A 19,463-nucleotide genomic window follows, 5' to 3' on the forward strand; every position below is an offset into this window, starting at 1 on the left:
ATGGAACCGGCTGCGGCACAAACAAGCGATGAGGTCGTGCTGTCGGTGCGCGACCTTCAGACATGGTTCGACACGCCCGCAGGTACCGTCCGGGCGGTTGACGGGCTGAGTTTCGATATCCGGGCGCGCCGGACGCTGGGCATCGTCGGCGAAAGCGGTTCGGGCAAAAGCGTCACCTCGCTGTCGGTCATGCGCCTGCTGGACCCGCCGGGCCGGATTGCCGGGGGTGAGATCCTGTTCCGGGGGCAGGATCTTGCAACCCTGTCTGAGGCCGAGATGTGCCGGCTGCGGGGACAGGCGCTGTGCCTTGTGTTTCAGGATCCGATGACGGCGCTGAACCCGGTTTACCGGGTCGGTCGGCAGGTTTCCGAGGCAATCCTTGCCCATACCGATATTTCCGCGCGCGCTGCGCGGAAACGGGTGATCGAGCTGTTCCGCATGGTCGGCATTCCCGATCCCGAACGCCGCGTCGACGAATTTCCGCATAACCTGTCGGGCGGGATGCGCCAGCGCGTCACCATCGCGATGGCGATGGCGAACCGGCCCGATCTGCTGATCCTAGATGAACCGACAACCGCGCTGGATGTGACGATTCAGGCGCAGATCCTCGATCTGGTGAAGGGGCTGACCGATACGACGGTGCTGCTGATCACCCATGACATCGGCGTGGTGCAGGAAATGTGCGATGAGGTGATCGTGATGTATGGCGGGCGGGTGATGGAACACGGGCCGGTCAGGGCTGTCACCGGCGCGCCGCGCCATCCCTATACGGCGGGGCTGCTGGCCTCGATCCCCTCGGCGGCGCAGCGCGGGCAGCGGCTGAACGCGATTGCCGGATCGGTGCCCAGCCCGCTGGCCATGCCACCCGGCTGTCCCTTCGCGCCGCGCTGTCCCCGGGCGATGCCGGTCTGTGAAACCCGGCCCGCAGCGGTTGAGGTGGCACCAGGGCATCGCGTTGCCTGCTGGCTGGAAGAGGGGGCGCAGGCATGACGGGCGAAGCGATGCCGAAACCGGAACAGGCCAAGGATGCGCTGATGCAGGTGCGCGATCTGCGCGTCTGGTACGGCGGCAAGGGGTCGTTGTTCGGGAAACCTGACTGGGTGCGGGCGGTGGACGGCGTTTCGCTGGATATCCGTCAGGGGGAAACGCTGGGACTTGTGGGCGAATCCGGTTGCGGCAAGTCAAGTCTGGGCCGCGCGCTGATCCGGCTGGAAAAACCGCATTCCGGGTCAATCCTGTTCGGCGGTGAGGATCTGGCAACCGTTCCCGTCGCCCGGTTGCGCGCGTTGCGGCGTGATATGCAGATGGTCTTTCAGGACCCGATGAGCAGCCTTGACCCCCGCATGACGATCCGCCGGACCATCGCCGAAGGGCTGGTGATCGCCGGGATCGATCGCGACGAACGCAATGCAAGGGTCGAGGATCTGATCGAGATCGTCGGGCTGCGGCGTGAACATCTGGACCGCTATCCGCATGAATTTTCGGGCGGGCAGCGGCAGCGCATCGGTATCGCCCGCGCGCTGGCGCTGCGCCCGAAACTGGTCGTCGCGGATGAACCGGTTTCGGCGCTGGATGTTTCGGTGCAGTCGCAGGTTCTGAACCTGATGAAGGATCTGCAGATCGAATTCGGGCTGACCTATCTGTTCATCGCGCATGATCTGGGTGTGGTCGAATATATCTCGGACCGCGTGGGGGTGATGTATCTGGGCCGGATGGTGGAACTGGCGGATGCGGGCGATCTCTATGCCCGCCCCATGATGCCCTATACGCAGGCGCTGCTGTCGGCGATCCCCGGCGGTGAGGCCGCGACGGGGCGGCGGCGGATCATCCTGAAGGGCGATGTGCCCAGCCCGCGCAATCCGCCCTCGGGCTGCCCGTTCCGCACCCGCTGCTGGCGGGCAGAGCCGCGCTGTGCGGCCGAGGTTCCGCACTTGCAGGAAGTCGCGCCGCGCCATTGGGCGGCCTGCCATTTCCCCGGTCAGGACTAGAAAGGAAAGCGTCATGGAGATCAGATTCGACGGCGAAAGGGTCATCGTGACCGGCGCGGGCCATGGCATCGGACGCGGTATCGCGCAGGAATTCGCGGCGCTTGGTGCCGAAGTTCTGGCACTCGATGTCAACAAGGCGGGTCTGGACGAAACGGCCGGGGGGGGCGAGGGCCTTCTGACGACCGGGTTGCTTGACGTGACCGACCCGGCTGCGGTGCGGTCTGTGGTCGAAGGTTTCGGCCCCGCCTCGATCCTTGTGCACAGCGCGGGCGGGGTGCGGGGGCAGGTCGGCCGCCCGCTGGAAGAGATCACGCCCGCAGACTGGTCGGATATCGTTGACGTGAACATGAAAGGCGCCTTCCTGATGGCGCAGGCCGTGGTGCCCGAGATGAAGAAACTGCGGCGCGGGCGGATCATCACCATTTCATCGGGTGCCGGGCTGGGCGTCAGTCTGACCGGCATTCAGGCCTATGCCGCCGCCAAGGCAGGGGAAATCGGCCTGACCCGGCAACTGGCGCATGAGCTTGGCCCCTTTGGCATCACCGTCAACAGCATCGCGCCCGGCTTCGTGCGGTCAAACCCGACGACCGAACGTCAATGGGACGCTTACGGTCCCGAAGGGCAGGAGCGTCTGACCGGCAGCATCTTCATGCGCCGCACCGGTCGGGTTGAGGATATTTCGGGCCTGACGCTGTTTCTGGCCAGCGACCGGGCGGAATGGATCACCGGACAGGTCATTCAGGTGAACGGGGGCCGCGCATGACCGGGGCCGCCGCGCATGACTGGCTGGACGCGCAGGAACCGGCGCTGCGCGCAAGGCTTTATGATTTCGCGCGCATTGCCAGCGTGTCCACCGATCCTGCCTATGCCCAAGGCATGATGAATGGCGCCGCGTTTCTGGCCGCCTATCTGCGCGAGATTGGATTTGATCACGTCGCGGTCAATCCGACCCCGGGCCATGCCATCCTGACGGGGGAATGGATGGGGGCCCCAGGCGCACCGGTGATCCTTGTCTATGGCCATTACGATGTGCAACCGCCCGACCCGCTGGATCAATGGCATTCGGACCCGTTCGAACCCGAATTGCGCGACGGGCGGATCTATGCGCGCGGCATCTCGGATGACAAGGGGCCGCTGATGGTGGCGCTTGGCGCGATGGAGGCGCTGATGGCGACTGCGGGCGGTCTGCCGGTCAATGTGCGCCTGCTGATCGAAGGCGCCGAGGAGATGGGCAGCGCCCATCTGGAGGATTTCGTGACCGCCCATCCCGGCCTTGTCACGGCGGATTTCCTGCTGTCGGCGGACGGTGCGATGTGGCGCGCGGATCTGCCCACGGTCACGGTTGCCAGCCGGGGCATGGCGGCGCTGAATGTCACCGTCCGGGGGGCCGCGAAAGACCTGCATTCCGGTCGCTATGGCGGGGGCGTGCCCAATGCCGCGCAGGTCTTGGTCACGATGCTGGCCGCGCTGCATGACCCTGAAACCGGGGCGGTGGCGGTGCCCGGATTCTATGATGGTGTTGTGCCGCCCGACGCTGAAACCCGCGCGGCACTGGCCGATATTCCCTTTGACGAGGCCGGGTTTCTGGCCGGTCTGGGGGTCAGGCAAGGCACGGGTGAGGCGGGCTACAGTTTTCTGGAACGCAACTGGCTGCGCCCGACGCTGGAGATCAACGGGCTGACATCAGGCTATACCGGCCCCGGTTTCAAGACCGTGATCGGCGCTGTGGCCGAGGCCAAGATTTCCTGTCGGCTGGTGCCGGGACAGGATCCGGGCCGCATTCTGGACCTGCTGGAGGCGGAACTGACCCGGCTTTGCCCCGATTGCGCGACAGTGAGTTTCGCGCGCAAGCCCGGTGTGGCCTGGCCCTCGGCCCTGCCGCTCGACCATCCGGGGTTGCGGCTGGCGATGGAAGTGCTGGAAGAGATCTACGGCCAGCCCGCCCGCGCCGTCCGCATGGGCGCGACCATTCCCATCGCCGAGATGTTCGACCGGGTGCTGGGCATGGGCACGGTGTTCTTTTCCTTCTCGACCGCCGATGAGGATTACCATGCCCCGAATGAGTTTTTCCGGCTGGAACGCTGGCAGGACGGGCTGCGCGCCTGGGTTACCTATCTGGCCCGGCTGGCCGCGATGGAGAGACCGGAATGACCGGCACACCGGAACCCTGGCAATGGGATGAATCCGTCTGGCGCGGCAAGGTGAATCGGGTCCGCGCGGGTCGTCCGCTGCGCCCCACCCATTGGCCCGATGGTGCGCGCTGTGCGGTGGCGCTGTCCTTTGACGTGGACCATGAAACCAATGAACTGCGCGATGGTGGTGCCTCCATCGGCGCGATGAGCCGGGGACAATATGGCAACCGGCAGGGCGTTCCCCGCATCATGGACCTGATCCGGCGCGAGGATCTGCGCGTCTCCTTCTATGTGCCTGCGGTGGTCGCGCTGCTGTATCCCGATGAAACCCGCATGTTCGCCGCCGAAGGCCGTGAGGTGGCGCTGCATGGCTGGATTCACGAACGCAATTCCATCCTGCCCCCTGCGGCCGAACGTGACCTGCAACTGCGTGCTGCCGATGTGCTGGAACGGATCGCGGGGCAGCGCCCGGTGGGCATCCGCACCCCGTCCTGGGATTTTTCGCATGTCACGCTGGAAATCAGTCGCGACATGGGGCTGCTTTACGATTCCTCGCTGATGGCCGATGTCGACTGCCATGAATTGCTGCTGGATGGGCAGCCGACCGGGCTTGTCGAACTGCCGGTGGAATGGATCCGCGATGATGCGGTCTATTTCAACATGAACCGTTTTGCCGCGCTGCGCCCCTATACGCCGCCCGAGGCGGTGTTCGACATTTTCCGGCGTGAGTTTGAGGCGGCCCATGACGAGGGCGGCATCTTCCAGCTGACGCTGCATCCGCATGTGACCGGCTATCGGTCGCGCCTGTGGATCCTGCGCGATCTGGTGGCCCTGATGAAGGACAAAGGCGATTGCTGGTTCGCAACCCATGCCGAAATTGCGGAATGGGCGAAGGGCAATGCGGCCTGACGGCGGGGGAAAGTGCTTGGACAGGGTGGCGATCATCACCGGTGCGGGCCGGGGCATCGGGCGCGGCTGCGCACGCGATCTGGCAACAAAAGGCGTGAACCTTGTTCTGGTGGATCTGGACGCCGCCGGGATGGAGGAGACGGCAAGGGATTGCCGTGCCGAAGGACCGCAGGTTGTCTGTCATCAGGCCGATGTGACCGATTTTGACCGCAGTCACCGGATCGTGGCCGAGACGCAGGCACGGTTTGGCCGGATCGACATTCTGGTGAACAATGCAGGCGGTCCCGCACCAGAGGGGATTCTGGACATTACCGAGGCGGAATTCGACCGCGCCCTTGCCCTGAACCTGAAAGGCGCCTTCAACTGGACCCATGCAGTGGCGCCCGGTATGGTAGCGGCGGGGGCCGGGCGCATCATCATGATGTCCTCGCTGAATGCCCATAGCGGCGGGGTAACAAGTGCTGTCAGCAAATTCGCCTATGCAGCCGCCAAGGCGGGGCTTCTGGGCATGACCCGGTCGCTGGCCAAGGAACTGGGGCCGGGGATTCTGGTCAACGCGATCTGCCCCGGCATGATCGAGACCGAACCCACCGCCGCGATGATCGCGGCGCGGCGGGCGGAATTCACGCGGGGCATTGCGGCGGGCCGCATCGGCACCCCGGCGGATGTGGCGCAGCTTGTGTCCTTTCTGGCCTTGTCTGACCCCTGTTTCATCACCGGGCAGGACATTTCCGTTGACGGGTTTCAATGGGTGATCTGACGCCCTCCGATACGCAAGTGCCGTGGCGGGGGGTGGTGCTGGCCATCACCGGGGTGCAGGCCGTTCTGGCGCTGCTGACCCGCACGATGCCGCTGTTTGGCGTGGCGCTGACCGCGCGGGCAGGCATGCCGCCCGAGGCGGTGGGACAGCTTGCATCGGCCACGGCCTTCGGCAGCATGGTGTTTTTCCTCTGGGGGCCGGAATTCCTGCGCCGGGTCGAGGCGCGACGACAGTTGCAGGGCGGGCTGGTGCTTGCGGCCATTGCCCTGCTGGCCGGTCTGGCCCCGGTCTGGTGGATCATGGTTCTGGCGGCCCTTGCCATCGGTCTGGGCTACGGCCCCGCAACCCCGGCGGGCAGCGATGTGCTGATGCGGATCGTGCCCCCTGCGCGGCGGTCGACGATCTTTTCGATCAAGCAGGCCGGCGTGCCACTGGGCGGGATGGTTGCGGGAATGGCACTGCCCCTGATCGCGGCGGCGACGGGGATGGTCGATGCGGCAATCGCGGCGGCGGCGGGTCTGGCCTTGGTGACGGCGGCATTGCTGGGGCTTTGGCCGCTGTCGCTGGAACCGGCTGCGGCAGACCGGGCGCAACCGTTCCTTGCGCGGATGCTGGCGCTGCTGCGCGCACCGCTGCGTTCATTGCCGCTGCTGGCCACGGTGCCGGAACTGCGCCGCACTATGGCGGCGGGTTTCACGCTGGGTATCGGTCAGGGCGTCATCATGGCCTATTTCCCGGTCTATATGACGGCGCATGTCGGCTGGTCGCTTGCCGCTGCCGGGGCGCTGTTCGGTCTGTTGCAGGCGCTTGGCATCGCAGGCCGGATCGGCATGGGCTGGATGGCCGACCGGATCGGCAGCACCGGGCGGATGCTGGTCTGGCTGTGTTTTCTGTCCGGGGCGACGATGCTGCTGATGGCGGGGTTCGGCCCTGACACCCCGGCGGTCTGGATGGTTCTGGTCTCATGCCTTGCCGGGCTGACAGTGATCTCGTGGAACGGTGTGTTCCTGACCGGATTGGCCGAGGCCGCGCCCGAGGGCCGGGTGGGTGAGATCACGGGCGTCGGCACCTTCATCCTTTTTGCCGGGTTCGTCGTGACGCCTTTGGTGATGCAGGGGCTTTTCGCCCTGACCGGAGGCTACGCCGCAGGAATGGCGCTGGCCGGGCTTGCGCCGGTCACAGCGGGCCTTCTGCTGCGCCAGTCCCTGCGTCGGGCTTAGCAGGCCCGCCCTTTGCACCTTGTGTGACCGTCTTGCGAAGGTCACCGGCGGCCCTGAACGTGAAGCGTGAATTGCGCGACCACGACCCGCTCATAGCATCATGTCGGGGGCGATGCTTCTCGGTCATCGCGGGTGAGATCGTGGAGCTTTCCGGGCTTTTCGATGCGATCTCAACCCGTTCGGTCGATATGGGTTATACGGCGGCCTATTACAATTTCGGCAAGGGCCCGGCGTTTGCCCTGCGGGCGGCCATACCCTTCGGTATGAATACGCGCGGTCAGAGTGCCCGGCTTTGTGAAGGCTGTGGTCTGGAATGCGGGAATGAGTTTCTGGCGGGCTACAACATGATGTAGCCGAGCCAGAGGCCGCGCCGCCGCAAGAGGTGCTGTGTGCCGGTCCGACCGGCTCTCAGCCCGATGCGGGACGGCCTTCGATCGTGTCGGCTTCCCCGGCGGCGTCCAGCGGGTCTGCGTCGTTCTCGGATTCCTCGCGTGCCGGGGGGTGCCCCACGATCAGCGGCAAAAGCTCGGTTCCCGTGGCGCTGCCTGCCGCCGATTCCTGCGGCTCACGCCAGGACAGCGTATCGAAACCGTGGCAATTGTCGCAGACCGGCGTCCAATGGGCGTGGATCGCCTGACATTTGTCGCAGCACCATTGTGGGCCGCGCGGCGCGCTCAGCGCCCGTGCCAGCCAGCCGCGCACGACGGTATCCGACGCGCCCTCACCCCGTTCGATGGCGGCCATGATGGCAAGGCTGCGCGTATTGGGCCGGGTCGTGGCCAGATCGCCAAGCGCGCGGCGGGCCTCGGGGAAATCCTCGGCGGCGATATGCAGTTCGGCCAGCAGCAGGCGCGATTCGTCATGGCCCGGATTGGCCGCGATCAGTGCGCGGAAGCGTTTGATTCGCTCGGCCGGGGTTTCCTGCGAGGCGATCTCGGCAAAGGCGGCGGCCAGATCGGGATGCGGCTGGGCTGCCCATGCCTTTTTCAGCACCCGTGCCGCACTGCGGCTTTCACGTTTCGCGATATAGCTGCGCGCGGCCATGGCAGCGGCGGGGATCAGGTCAGGCGACAGGCGGTTGGCCTCGATCGCGGCCTCGCGGGCCTCGATGCTGGACTCGTCATCCATCACGACGCGGGCTTCCTGCAGCGCCAGAACCGCATCGCGGCGGCGATAGACATCGCGCGGCAAGGCACCGGATTTCAGCTTGGCCCCCAGTGTGACCCGCGCGCCCTTCCAATCGGCATGATCGGCCTGAAGCCCCAGCAGGATATCCTGAATCTCGCTGTGTTTCGGCTTCAGCGCAAAGGCCTTCTCGGCCAGTTTCAGCGCGGTATCGGTGTCGCCGCTGGCGATCTTCTGCTTCATCAGGCCCCGGATCGCGACAAAGCGGGTTTGCGGTTCCTCCAGGAGGCGGCGATAGGCCTCACCGGCGCGGGCGGAATCGCCGGTCATCTCGGCGGCCTGCGCGATCAGCAGCGTGGTCAGTTCGGGCCGGTCCAGATATTTGTCGGCCTTCTGCGCCCGGGCCAGCGCCACGCGCCCCTCGCCCGAGGCCATTGCCATCATCCCTTCGGACAAGGCTTTCAGCCCCTTGCGTTCGCGGTTGCGGTCGAAATAGCGCGAAATCGCGGTTTCATCGCCATTCAGAAAGCGCAGCGTTGCGACCATGAAGCCGACCAGCTTCAGCAGCAGCCACAACAGCAGCATCAGCACAAGAATGCCGATCACCGTCTGCAGCGGCCCCAGCGTGAATTCCATCGCGGCCAGCGAGATACGGATCCCGCCACCGGTATCGACCAGAAACCCCGCGCCATAGGTCAGGCCCGCAATCGCGGCGATGAACAAAAGAACCTTCACAAGTGACCAGATCATCCGGGTCTTACCTTTCTGTCACAACCGTCGAAAGCGCAGCCAGTGCTGCGCCCGCATCGCGATAGCGTTCGGCCTGCAGGACCCAGGCGTCCATTTCGGCCTTTGCGGGTTCGGACAGGGCATTGATTTCTGTCAGCGCGCCGTCGACATTGCCAGCGCGCAGCGCCGCCTCGGCCCGTGACAGAACCGCATCGGCATCCGTCCCCTCACGCGGGGACAGCGACCGCGCCCCGGTCTGTGCCCGCAGGAAAGACCCGACCCGGTCGGTCAGGCTGTCACCCATATCGGCGCGCAATTCGGCGGCAATGGCGGCGCGGGCGGGTTCGTCGAAGCGTTCGGTCAGACCGGCCAGCGTCGGCAGGCCGCTTTCGGCATTCTCGGTCAGGACCGGCGCAATCTCATGCCCTGCGGCGGCAAGGCTGGCCAGTGCCTCACCATAGGGGGAGCCATTGATGGCGGCAGCCTCGACCTGCGCCAGCGCAGCCTGTTCCAGCGTGGCCCCGGCCTCGGCGGCGCTGGCCTGCCGGGCGGCCTCGGCCTCGTCCTGAATGCGGGTTATTTCGGCGCGCGTTGCCTCGGCGGCCTCGGCGGTCCGGGCCTCTTGCGCGGCCAGACCTTCCTGCAGCGCGGCGATGGCGGCCTCAAGATCGGCGACCTCACCGGCCCCGGCAACGCCATCGGGCTGATCGGTGCGGTTCTCGACCGTTGTCAGCCGCTCACCCAGCTGGGTCAGACCGGTCTCGATCTGCGTCAGGCGGCTGGCGGCCTCTTCGGGCAGGTCCGCGGGCGCATTGGCGGCAGCCTCGCTGGCCTGCTGCAAACCAGCGATCTGCTCCTGCAAGGTGGCAATCTCGGGCGAGAGGTCGGGCGCAGGGGGCAATGCTGCCAGTTCTGCACGCAGGGCCGCGATTTCATCGGCCTGCGCCGTGATCTGCGCCTGCAGAGGCGAGGATCCGGGAAGCGGCCAGCCCTCGGGCACAACATAGCGGGCCATCACGAATCCAAGCGCCGCAGCGGCGACCCCGCCCATGAAGAGCGCGAAAAAGCCGCCGCCCGAACGGGCAGGGGCGGAAGGTGAGGATTTCGTCGCCCCGCCAGACGAGGCCGTTGCCGGGGTGGATTTCGCGGGGCCGCCATCCGGGCCCGACGGGGGTGCGGATGTCACCGAACTGTGCTGTTTCGGGGTTGCAGGGTCCGAGGTTCCGCCCGGTCCCGAAGCACCCGGTCCCGAAACGCCAAGGCCTGAGCCGCCAGCCGCCGAACTGTCCTTGCCCGCCATGCCGGGTGCCGCTGCGGCAGGGGTTGATCCGGAGTTCGATGTGGATGCGGCAGGGGCCGAAGACGTGGCGCCTGAAGAGACCGAAGCCATGGCAGCTCCAGCAGCGGCAACCGGCGCTGCACCTGTCTTGGCGGCGTCGGGTTTGGTGCCATCGGACGTCGAGCTGGCGGAGGGTGCTTCGCCGGGCTTGACCGGGGCGCTGGTCTTCCCGGCGCTTGCGTCCGGCTGCTTCAATTCCACGGCTTTCGCGCTACTGTCCGGCGCGGCAGGTGCCTTGCTGTCTGTTGCGGCGGCGGGCGGTGTCTGACTGCCCGCATCAGTGACAGGCTTGGACCCGGTCGCGGTTTCAGTTCCCGTATCCGGCGTCGTCTGGGACGCCGTGGCAGGACTTTTGGCCTTTTCATCCTGCGCAGGAGGTTTGGTACCCCGGCGTCCGGGCGTCTTTGGCGTTGCCATCATAGTCCTCCGTTTCTTATTGGGCTTTCACGATGCCAGCCTCGTTCTCGTCACACTTGTCACAACCCTTAGACCCGACCCTAGACCGCCCGCGCCGATGCCTCAAGGGGCCAGCCCTGCGTCAAAGGCGGCACCCGAAGCCTTAGCCAACGCTTCAGCCTGCGGATGGGTTGCAACAAAAATGCGTGCATTCAGATCCGAAGGCAGGGAGTCGGCGATGGCATCGCTGAGCACTGGCAGGAAAAGCGGGGCCCTGCCGCCCGCCCCATACCACTGCCGCGCGAAGATCCCGGCGCTGCGGGGGGAAAACAGCGGTGCGATCACCGGATCAACCCCCCGGATCAGCGCCACGGCCTCCGGCGTCAGCGCCTGTTCGGTCTGGGCATAGATCACGGCCTCGGCGGTCTCAACGCCTGCGGCGTTCAGCCTTGCGGCGATCTGCCCCCGGCTGTCGCGCCCGCGCAGATGCAAATGCCGCCCCCCGGCACCCTGCCGCAGCAAAAGGGCGATCAGATCATCCGCCGCGCCATCGGCTGACACCGCCGCAAAGCCCGCATCCGCTGCCGCCGCTGCTGTGCGGTTGCCGACACAATAGGCGCGGCGGGGCAGACCGTGCAGCCCCTGTGCCGCCGCGACCCCGGCCTGTGAGGTGAAGATGACCGCCGCAAAGTCGCCCGTCGGCAACTCCGGGCGCAGGATCTGCAGCGCCAGCAATGGGCTTGAAACAAGGCGCAGATCCGGCCCCAGCCGGGCGCGCAGCAGATCCGCAAAGGCGCTGCCCTGCGGCTCGGGCCGCGTCAGAAGAAAGGCGGGGCGGCGGGATTGTGGGATCATCCCCCCGGTGTTACCTGCTGGGACGGTTTCTGGCAACGGCGGCGGGGTCGCGCAGGCATGGACGGAACGCTGGTTTTTCTGGGCATCGAAAGCAGTTGCGACGATACCGCGGCAGCAGTCGTGCGCGACGCTCCGGGCGGGGCGGAAATCCTGTCCTCGGTCGTCGAAGGGCAGGTTGCGCTTCACGCGCCCTTTGGCGGTGTCGTGCCCGAGATTGCCGCCCGCGCCCATGCCGAACGCATCGACCATTGTATCGAGGCGGCGCTGGCAGAGGCCGGTCTGGGGCTGGATGCGCTGGACGGGATCGCGGTGACGGCAGGGCCGGGGCTGATCGGCGGGGTGCTGTCGGGCGTGATGTGCGCCAAGGGGCTGGCCGCCGCAACCGGCCTGCCGCTGGTCGGGGTCAACCATCTGGCCGGTCACGCGCTGACCCCGCGCCTGACCGATGGGCTGACCTATCCCTATCTGATGCTGCTGGTCTCGGGCGGGCATTGTCAGTTCCTGACGGTTTCGGGGCCCGAGGATTTCACCCGGCTGGGCGGTTCCATCGACGATGCACCCGGTGAGGCCTTTGACAAGGTTGCGAAACTGCTGGGCCTGCCGCAACCCGGCGGACCGGCGGTCGAGGCTGAGGCAATGACAGGCGATCCGCGCCGTTTCGCGCTGCCGCGTCCCCTGCTGGACCGGCCCGGCTGCGATCTGTCCTTTTCCGGGTTGAAAACGGCGGTGCTGCGGGCACGCGACGGGTTGCTGGCGGCGCAGGGCGGGCTTTTCCGGCAGGACCGGGCCGATCTTTGCGCGGGGTTTCAGGCGGCGGTGACGGATGTTCTGGCCGAAAAGACCCGCCGCGCGCTGGATCTCAGCGCCGTTCCGGCGCTGGCTGTGGCCGGGGGGGTTGCCGCGAACAGCACCATCCGCGCCGCGCTGGAACGGGTCTGCGCCGAAAGGGGCGTGCGTTTCACCGCGCCGCCGCTGCGGCTTTGCACCGATAATGCCGCGATGATCGCCTATGCGGGCATCGCGCGGTTCCGGGCAGATGGGCGCGACGGGATGGACCTGTCCGCCCGTCCGCGCTGGCCGCTGGACAGCCGCAGCCCGGCCCTGATCGGATCCGGCAAGAAAGGTGCGAAGGCATGAGCGGGATTGCAATAGTCGGGGCCGGCGCCTTTGGCGGCGCGCTGGCGGTGGCGCTGGCGCGGCGGGGTCCGGTCACGCTGTGGGGGCGGGGGTTGCAGGGGCGCGCCTTGCGCCGTCTGCCGGGGGTCGATTTGCCCGAAAACGTCACTGTGACGGCAGAAATCACGGATCTTTCCGGGTTTGACACGGTATTGCTGGCGCTGCCGATGCAGGTGCTGGCGGCGTTTCTGCAAGGGGATGGCGCGGCGTTGTCGGCCCGCCGTCTGATCGCCTGCTGCAAGGGCATGGATCTGGTCAGCGGGCGCGGCCCGACCGGGGTGATCACCGCCGCGCGGCCCGATGCGGTTGCTGCGGTGCTGACCGGCCCCAGCTTTGCCGCCGATATCGCGCGGGGTCTGCCGACGGCGCTGACGCTGGCCTGCGCCGATGATGCGACCGGTGCAGACCTGCAGGCGCGGTTGTCCACCCCGGTCCTGCGGCTGTATCGCACGACCGATGTGACGGGGGCTGAACTGGGCGGCGCGTTGAAGAATGTCATTGCCATTGCGGCGGGCATCGTGATGGGGGCCGGGCTGGGCGATTCCGCCCGGGCCGCGCTGATGACACGGGGATTTGCCGAAATGCAGCGGCTGGCGCTGGATCTGGGTGCAAGGCCGGAAACACTGGCCGGGCTGTCGGGCTTCGGCGATCTGGTGCTGACCTGCACTTCGGCACAGTCGCGCAATTTCCGCTATGGTCAGGCGCTTGGCGCGGGCCGCAGCTTTGACGGCGATAGCACGGTCGAAGGGGTTGCGACCGCGCAGGCGGTCACTAGACTGGCCGCCGAGAAAACCATCGCCATGCCGGTCGCCACGATGGTCGCCGCCCTGACGGCGGGGCGTCTTGCCCTGCCCGAGGCGATCGAGCTGCTGATGTCCCGGCCCTTGAAACAGGAGTAAGAAATGCGCGTCGCCCTGATCTGCACCGACAAACCCGGTGCGCTGCAAACCCGTCTGGACAACCGTGCCGCCCATCTGGCCCATATCGAGGCCTCGGGCGTCGTGGAAATGGCGGGGCCTTTTCTGGACGCGCAAGGACAGATGAGCGGATCACTGGTCGTGCTGACGGTCGAAACACTGGCCGAGGCAGAGGCATGGGCCGCCGCCGACCCCTATGCGCAGGCCGGACTGTTTGACAGCGTGACGATCACGGAATGGAAGAAGGTGATCGGCTGATGGCCTGTTGGCTTTTCAAATCCGAACCCGATGCCTGGAGCTGGGATCAGCAAGTCGCCAAGGGTGATACGGGTGAGGAATGGGGTGGCGTGCGCAATTATCAGGCCCGCAACAACATGCGCGCCATGAAGATCGGCGACCGGGGGTTTTTCTACCATTCCAATATCGGCAAGGAGGTCGTGGGCATTGTCGAGGTCTGCCGGGAAAGCTGCCCCGACAGCACCACCGACGATCCCCGCTGGGATTGCGTCTGGATCAAGGCGGTGAAGCCGGTTCAGCAGCCCGTCACGCTGGAGCAATGCAAGCAGGAACCGGGGCTGGAAAAGATGGCGCTGGTCACCAATACACGCCTGTCGGTGCAGCCGGTGACCGATGAGGAATGGCAGATCGTCTGCCGCATGGCCGGGGTTGAGGCGTAGAAAGCCCCGGACCGCAGGCCCCGGCTGTTGGCAAGGGGCCTGCGGTCGGGCCGTTATTCGCCCGCCGCCAGCCGGTCCAGCAGCGCCGCGCGGTTCTGCAGCCACCAGCCTGCCTGCGGAGGCCAGTCGCTGTAATCGCGCCCGCTGATTGCCTCACGCGCATGATGCGGCCAGTTCGGATCATCCAGTGCGGCGCGGGCGATGGCGACGATATCGGCCGATCCGTCCTGCACCACCGCCTCGGCCTGCGGGCCGTCAAGGATCAGCCCGACCGCGATGGTCGGGATCCCGACCGTTTCACGTAATGCGCGGGCAAAGGGCACCTGATAACCCGGGCCGCGCACCAGCCGGGTTGCATTGGCCGCCCCCACGATGCCGCCACTGGAACAGTCCAGCGCATCGACTCCGGCGGTTTTCAGCGCACGGGCAAATTCAATGGTCTGTTCCAGTTCCTGCCCGCCATCCACCCCGTCGGATACCGAAAGACGGATGAACAGGCCCTTTTCCGGCCCGATCCTGTCCCGCACCGCGCGGCAGATTTCCAGCGGCAGACGGGTCCGCCCCGCAAGGTCGCCGCCATAGGCATCATCGCGCAGGTTCGACAGCGGTGAGACGAACTGATTGAGCAGATAGCCATGCGCGCCATGCAGTTCGACCAGATCAAAGCCCGCGCGCATCGCCCGCGCCGAGGATTGCACGAAATCGGCCTTGATCGTCTCGATCTCCTCAAGGCTCAGCGCCGCGGGCACCGGGTGGGCGGGCGTGATCGGCACCGCCGAAGGCGCGACAATGCGCCAGGGCGTTTCGCCGCGTTCGGTCAGATCAATCTCTGACAGCGGCTTGCCCCCATGCCAGGGCCGCTGGCTGGAGGCCTTGCGCCCGGCATGGCCCAGCTGGATGCCCGGAACCGCGCCCAGACTGCGGATCAGATCGGCGATGCGGGCCAGCGCCTCTTCCTGCTCATCGGTCCAGAGACCAAGATCGCCATGGGTGCTGAGCCCCTGTGCCGAAACCGAGGTCATCTCGACCATGACCAGTCCCGCCCCGCCCATGGCCAGCCGCCCGTATTGCGCCATATGCCAAGGCTGCGCGACGCCGCCCTTGCCGGAATACTGGCACATGGGCGAAATCATCACCCGGTTGGGCAGGGTCAGCGCCCCGATGGAAAGCGGGGAAAAAAGGGCGGACATGCGCTGGTCCTTTCTGCTGCTGCGGCGGCGGATGGGCCTTGGCCGCGCCGGTTTGTAACCATCCGGGGCGATCTTTGGCGAATTCCGGGCCGGGCTGCAACCGGGGATATCACGGGCCGGGCCGCGCCCCCTGTGCAGGGGTCAGGGCCGGGCGCGCTGAAACATACCGAAAAGATCACGCGGATCATCGGGATCGGCGATCATGTCAAGGCGGGTGAAATAGGGCGTGCCCGTGATCGCCCTTGCGATATAGCGCAGGGCGCTGAAATCCTCGACCGCAAATCCCACGCTGTCAAACAGCGTGATCTGCCGGTCGTCGCTGCGACCCCGCGCCGCCCCGGTGATGACCTGCCAAAGCTCGGTCACCGGATGGTCGGGGTCCAGTTGCTGGATCTCTCCCTCGATCCGGGTCTGCGGCGGGTATTCGACGAAGATCGAAGACCGCAGCAGAATGTCGCGATGCAATTCGGTCTTGCCCGGGCAGTCGCCGCCAATGGCGTTGATATGAACGCCCGCGCCGACCATGTTGTCGGTCAGGATCGTCGCATATTGCTTGTCGGCAGTGCAGGTCGTGATGATCTGCGCGCCCTCTATGGCCTCCATCTCGGACCGGCAGGTCACGACGCTGAGGCCACTGTCCGCAAGGTTTCTGGCGCATCGCGCGGTGGCCGAGGCGTCGATGTCATAAAGCCGCACGGTGTCGATGCCGCAAACCGCCTTGAAGGCAAGGCACTGGAATTCCGACTGCGCACCATTGCCGATCATCGCCATGCAGCGCGCGCCCTTCGGCGCCAGATGTCGGGCGGCCATCGCGCTGGTTGCCGCAGTGCGCAGTGCGGTCAGCAGGGTCATCTCGCTCAGCAATCTGGGATAGCCGCTGGCGACATCCGCCAGCAGGCCAAAGGCCGTCACGGTCTGCAGCCCCGCGACCGGGTTGCCGGGATGGCCGTTCACATATTTGAAACCATAGGTTTCGCCATCCGATGTGGGCATCAGTTCGATCACGCCCACATCGGAATGCGACGCCACGCGGGGCGTCTTGTCGAAAAGCGGCCAGCGGCGGAAATCGGCTTCGATCTCGGCGGCCAGATCCTTCAGCACGGTTTCGACGCCGATATGATGAACAAGGCCCATCATGTGCTCGACCGAAACGAAGGGAACATAGGCAAGTTTGGACGGATGCGGCGACATGGAAACCTCGTCAGAAAGAGTGGGGGGAACGGGCACTGAGATGCAGTCCGGCAATCATACACCGAACCGACCCGCCCGCATGTTCAATGGTCGGAATCTCCAGCGGCAGCAGGGTCACATGCCGCGCCAGCGTCGCGCGCTGGTCCGCCTCAAGGCAGCGGAGCGCCCGCGAGGACAGCGCCAGCACAAGACCGTCGCGGCCTTGCAGCTCCATCGCATTGCCTGCGAAATCGGCGATCTGGGCATGGGACAGCGCGATGATGTCGCGCCCGCCAAGGCGCAGCCTTTCGGCCAGTTCGAAGCGGCGCGCCGCATCAGGGATCGCCTCAAGCCCGATCAGCGCGAAACCGGTGCCGATGCACATCAGGACATTGGTGTGATAGATCGGCTTGCCCCGGGCATCGACGGCATCGAAGACCACGGGTTCATAGTTGAAATGGGTGCAGAACCGTTCCAGCAGGATCTCGCTGGTGCGGTTTGAGCGGGCGGCATAGGCGACGCGTTCCAGATGGTCGATCACCATCGCGCCGGTGCCTTCCAGAAACAGCCCGTCCTGTTCCAGCCCGGAATAGTCGATGATGTCCTGCACCCGGTAATCGCGTTTCAGCATCTCCAGCACATCCTGCCTGCGCTCGGCGCGGCGGTTGGGCGAATACATTGGATAGACCGCAACATGCCCGCCGGGATGGGTCGAGAACCAGTTGTTCGGAAAGACCGAATCCGGGGTTGTCCGGGTCTCGTCCTCAAAGAAATGCAGCCGGATGCCTTCGGCCCGCAGCGCATCGGCGGCGCGGGTCACTTCCTCATGCGCGGCCAGCGCGACCGCAATGGTGTCGGAACCGGCAATGGTCTGGAAATGGTTGTCGCGCGCGGTTTCGGTATTGGGCGAAAAATGATGCGGCCGGATCATGACGATCGAAGCCGGAGCCTGAAGCGACGATCGGGGCATGGCGGTCGCGTCCCTGTTGTGATGAAGCTATCAGCCTATCAGGGTGTTCTGGCAGATTGCATCGCCATGATGATTGATCTGCACAGTTAATTTATGCATTATGATAAGAGATACTGAAAGATTTGCCATGCATCGCTATGATGACCTTGACCGCAGGCTGGTTGCGATCCTGCGTGATGACGGGCGCGCCGCCGTGTCCAAGCTGGCGGTGCTGCTGGGAGTGTCGCGCGCAACCGTGCAGGCAAGGATCGACCGCCTGCTGAACAGCGGTGCGGTGCTGGGCTTCACGATCCGCGCCCGCGAAGACAGCGGCCCGCATGGCGTGCGCGCCATCATGATGATCGAGGTTTCGGGCCAGTCCACAACCCAGGTGATCCGCAGCCTGCGCGGCATCACGGCGCTGCATCAGTTGCATTCGACGAATGGCAACTGGGATCTGGTCGCGCATCTCAGCGCCGAAAGCCTTGCCGATTTCGACCGCATCCTGCGCGAGGTCCGCGGCATTCCCGGCATTACCAACAGCGAAACCTCGATCCTGCTGAGTTCAGTCTGACCGGGGCCGCCGGGTGCCGCCACAGGGACAGCCGCGCGAGCATGGCCGTATTCGGATCGCATCGCTGGCGGTGCAACCTCCTTTTTCTCTTGCTTGTTTTTCGGCCCGGGCGTAGAGGCGGCGGTGGGACACCTCTCCCCAACGAGAGGCATTTATCTGGAAGGATACCATGTCTGACCTGCAGACCCCGGGCGCGCGCCCGGCAAATCCGCGCTTCTCCTCTGGCCCTTGTGCCAAGATCCCCGGCTATTCCCTTGACCTTCTGTCCGATGCGCCGCTGGGCCGGTCGCATCGCGCGGCTGTCGGCAAGTCGAAACTGGCCGAGGCCATTGACCTGACCCGCGAAATTCTTGGCGTTCCGGCCGATTACCGCATCGGCATCGTTCCCGCCTCGGATACCGGCGCGGTTGAAATGGCGCTGTGGTCGATGCTGGGGGCCCGCCCGGTCGAGATGCTGGCCTGGGAAAGTTTCGGCGAAGGCTGGGTCACGGATGTGGTCAAGCAGTTGAAACTCGACGCCACGGTGCGCAAGGCCCCTTATGGTGAGATTGTGGATTTCACGCAGGTCGATTTCGACAAGGATGTGGTCTTCACCTGGAACGGCACGACATCGGGCGTGCGCCTGCCGGATGGCAATGCGATCCCGGCGACGCGCGCGGGGCTGACGATCTGCGACGCGACCAGCGCCGCCTTTGCGATGGACCTGCCCTTTGACAAGCTGGATGTCGTCACCTTCTCCTGGCAGAAGGTGCTGGGGGGGGAGGGCGCGCATGGCGTGCTGATCCTGTCCCCCCGCGCGGTGGAACGGCTGGAAAGCTACACCCCGGCCTGGCCGCTGCCCAAGATCTTCCGCATGACCAAGGGCGGCAAGCTGATCGAGGGGATCTTCAAGGGTGAGACGATCAACACGCCGTCCATGCTGTGCGTCGAGGACTATCTGGTCGCGCTGAAATGGGCGCAGTCCATCGGTGGGCTCAAGGGCCTGATCGCGCGGTCCGAGGCCAATGCGAAGGCGGTCGCGGATTTCATCGCCGGGCGGAACTGGATTGCCAATCTGGCGGTGGATCCGGCAACGGCCTCCTGCACCTCGGTCTGCCTGAAATTCACCGATCCGCGCATCACCGACGGGGCGGCCTTCGCCAAGGCGGTGGCCAAGCGGCTGGAGAAAGAGGGCGTGGCGCTGGATGCAGGGGCTTACCGTGATGCGCCCCCCGGCCTGCGTATCTGGTGCGGTGCGACGGTGGAAACATCGGATGTCGCGGCGCTGATGCCCTGGATCGAATGGGCCTTTGACGCAGAGATCGCCGCGCTGAGCCAGGCGGCCTGAGCATTTTCGCCCCTCGGTCCTGACGGATCT

21 protein-coding genes are annotated in these 19,463 nt (G+C 65.9%); 15 read left to right on the forward strand and 6 right to left on the reverse strand.

The features are described 5' to 3' along the window. The 8 genes from JL811_RS06075 to JL811_RS06110 all read left to right on the forward strand — a co-directional run bounded on the left by JL811_RS06075 (position 1) and on the right by JL811_RS06110 (position 7,362). A complete protein-coding gene (locus JL811_RS06075) occupies positions 1-990 on the forward strand; it encodes an ABC transporter ATP-binding protein (RefSeq protein WP_202687599.1) in 990 nt (329 codons plus the stop codon). Continuing rightward, positions 987-1,988 carry an ABC transporter ATP-binding protein gene (locus JL811_RS06080; RefSeq protein ID WP_237684828.1) on the forward strand — a complete coding sequence of 334 codons (1,002 nt, stop codon included), beginning with the start codon at positions 987-989 and terminating at the stop codon, positions 1,986-1,988. Before JL811_RS06075 ends, JL811_RS06080 begins: the two co-directional genes overlap by 4 nt. A 13-nt stretch (positions 1,989-2,001) precedes the next feature. Beyond that, positions 2,002-2,751, forward strand: coding sequence for an SDR family NAD(P)-dependent oxidoreductase (locus tag JL811_RS06085; protein ID WP_202687600.1), 750 nt, complete (start codon positions 2,002-2,004; stop codon positions 2,749-2,751). Next, positions 2,748-4,139 (forward strand): dipeptidase, encoded by a 1,392-nt coding sequence (locus JL811_RS06090; RefSeq protein WP_202687601.1) that lies wholly within the window; start codon positions 2,748-2,750, stop codon positions 4,137-4,139. The genes JL811_RS06085 and JL811_RS06090 overlap by 4 nt, the downstream gene beginning before the upstream one ends. Next, positions 4,136-5,029, forward strand: coding sequence for a polysaccharide deacetylase family protein (locus JL811_RS06095; protein ID WP_202687602.1), 894 nt, complete (start codon positions 4,136-4,138; stop codon positions 5,027-5,029). Before JL811_RS06090 ends, JL811_RS06095 begins: the two co-directional genes overlap by 4 nt. A 25-nt stretch (positions 5,030-5,054) precedes the next feature. Further along, positions 5,055-5,789, forward strand: a complete 735-nt coding sequence (locus JL811_RS06100) for an SDR family NAD(P)-dependent oxidoreductase (RefSeq protein WP_337924731.1) — start codon at positions 5,055-5,057, stop codon at positions 5,787-5,789. Further along, the gene (locus tag JL811_RS06105; RefSeq protein ID WP_202687604.1) at positions 5,777-7,009 is read left to right on the forward strand and encodes an MFS transporter; all 1,233 of its coding nucleotides are present in this window, start codon (positions 5,777-5,779) and stop codon (positions 7,007-7,009) included. Before JL811_RS06100 ends, JL811_RS06105 begins: the two co-directional genes overlap by 13 nt. Before the next feature lie 140 nt (positions 7,010-7,149). Further along, positions 7,150-7,362: a hypothetical protein gene (locus JL811_RS06110; protein WP_202687605.1), complete on the forward strand. Its 213-nt coding sequence runs from the start codon at positions 7,150-7,152 to the stop codon at positions 7,360-7,362. Positions 7,363-7,417: 55 nt separating this feature from the next. Here JL811_RS06110 and JL811_RS06115 read toward each other — a convergent pair whose 3' ends face one another. Both JL811_RS06115 and JL811_RS06120 read right to left on the reverse strand, forming a co-directional pair. Continuing rightward, entirely contained in the window at positions 7,418-8,884 is a 1,467-nt protein-coding gene (locus JL811_RS06115) for a heme biosynthesis protein HemY (protein WP_202687606.1), read from the reverse strand. A gap of 7 nt (positions 8,885-8,891) precedes the next feature. Further along, positions 8,892-9,878: a COG4223 family protein gene (locus tag JL811_RS06120; RefSeq protein WP_202687607.1), complete on the reverse strand. Its 987-nt coding sequence runs from the start codon at positions 9,876-9,878 to the stop codon at positions 8,892-8,894. A gap of 34 nt (positions 9,879-9,912) precedes the next feature. On the opposite strand from JL811_RS06120, the gene JL811_RS06125 reads away from it, so the two are divergent. Continuing rightward, complete coding sequence (locus JL811_RS06125; RefSeq protein ID WP_202687608.1) at positions 9,913-10,470, forward strand: hypothetical protein; 558 nt, start codon at positions 9,913-9,915, stop codon at positions 10,468-10,470. A 251-nt stretch (positions 10,471-10,721) separates the two neighbouring features. Here the strand turns inward: JL811_RS06125 and JL811_RS06130 are convergent, their stop codons facing one another. After that, positions 10,722-11,453: a uroporphyrinogen-III synthase gene (locus JL811_RS06130; RefSeq protein ID WP_202687609.1), complete on the reverse strand. Its 732-nt coding sequence runs from the start codon at positions 11,451-11,453 to the stop codon at positions 10,722-10,724. 57 nt (positions 11,454-11,510) lie between these two features. Here JL811_RS06130 and tsaD point away from each other — a divergent pair, with 57 nt between their 5' ends. The 4 genes from tsaD to JL811_RS06150 are packed head-to-tail and all read left to right on the forward strand — an operon-like array spanning position 11,511 to position 14,223. Next, entirely contained in the window at positions 11,511-12,590 is a 1,080-nt protein-coding gene (gene tsaD / locus JL811_RS06135) for a tRNA (adenosine(37)-N6)-threonylcarbamoyltransferase complex transferase subunit TsaD (RefSeq protein WP_202687610.1), read from the forward strand. Beyond that, positions 12,587-13,528: an NAD(P)H-dependent glycerol-3-phosphate dehydrogenase gene (locus tag JL811_RS06140; protein ID WP_202687611.1), complete on the forward strand. Its 942-nt coding sequence runs from the start codon at positions 12,587-12,589 to the stop codon at positions 13,526-13,528. Before tsaD ends, JL811_RS06140 begins: the two co-directional genes overlap by 4 nt. Before the next feature lie 3 nt (positions 13,529-13,531). Beyond that, positions 13,532-13,804, forward strand: a complete 273-nt coding sequence (locus JL811_RS06145; protein ID WP_202687612.1) for a YciI family protein — start codon at positions 13,532-13,534, stop codon at positions 13,802-13,804. After that, on the forward strand, positions 13,804-14,223 hold the full coding sequence (locus JL811_RS06150) for an EVE domain-containing protein (RefSeq protein ID WP_202687613.1): 420 nt from the start codon (positions 13,804-13,806) through the stop codon (positions 14,221-14,223). Before JL811_RS06145 ends, JL811_RS06150 begins: the two co-directional genes overlap by 1 nt. Before the next feature lie 53 nt (positions 14,224-14,276). Here the strand turns inward: JL811_RS06150 and JL811_RS06155 are convergent, their stop codons facing one another. The 3 genes from JL811_RS06155 to ctlX all read right to left on the reverse strand — a co-directional run bounded on the left by JL811_RS06155 (position 14,277) and on the right by ctlX (position 17,553). Continuing rightward, positions 14,277-15,413, reverse strand: coding sequence for an NADH:flavin oxidoreductase/NADH oxidase (locus JL811_RS06155; protein WP_202687614.1), 1,137 nt, complete (start codon positions 15,411-15,413; stop codon positions 14,277-14,279). 141 nt (positions 15,414-15,554) lie between these two features. Further along, positions 15,555-16,604, reverse strand: coding sequence for an ornithine cyclodeaminase (locus JL811_RS06160; protein WP_202687615.1), 1,050 nt, complete (start codon positions 16,602-16,604; stop codon positions 15,555-15,557). Positions 16,605-16,614: 10 nt separating this feature from the next. Then, the gene (gene ctlX, locus JL811_RS06165) at positions 16,615-17,553 is read right to left on the reverse strand and encodes a citrulline utilization hydrolase CtlX (RefSeq protein ID WP_202687616.1); all 939 of its coding nucleotides are present in this window, start codon (positions 17,551-17,553) and stop codon (positions 16,615-16,617) included. Between the two features lie 127 nt (positions 17,554-17,680). On the opposite strand from ctlX, the gene JL811_RS06170 reads away from it, so the two are divergent. Beyond that, the gene (locus tag JL811_RS06170; RefSeq protein ID WP_202687617.1) at positions 17,681-18,106 is read left to right on the forward strand and encodes an Lrp/AsnC family transcriptional regulator; all 426 of its coding nucleotides are present in this window, start codon (positions 17,681-17,683) and stop codon (positions 18,104-18,106) included. Positions 18,107-18,275: 169 nt separating this feature from the next. Then, a complete protein-coding gene (locus JL811_RS06175) occupies positions 18,276-19,433 on the forward strand; it encodes a phosphoserine transaminase (protein ID WP_202687618.1) in 1,158 nt (385 codons plus the stop codon). The last annotated feature ends 30 nt before the right edge of the window (positions 19,434-19,463 follow it).

This window comes from Szabonella alba (assembly GCF_016765775.1).
GTDB lineage: Bacteria > Pseudomonadota > Alphaproteobacteria > Rhodobacterales > Rhodobacteraceae > Szabonella > Szabonella alba.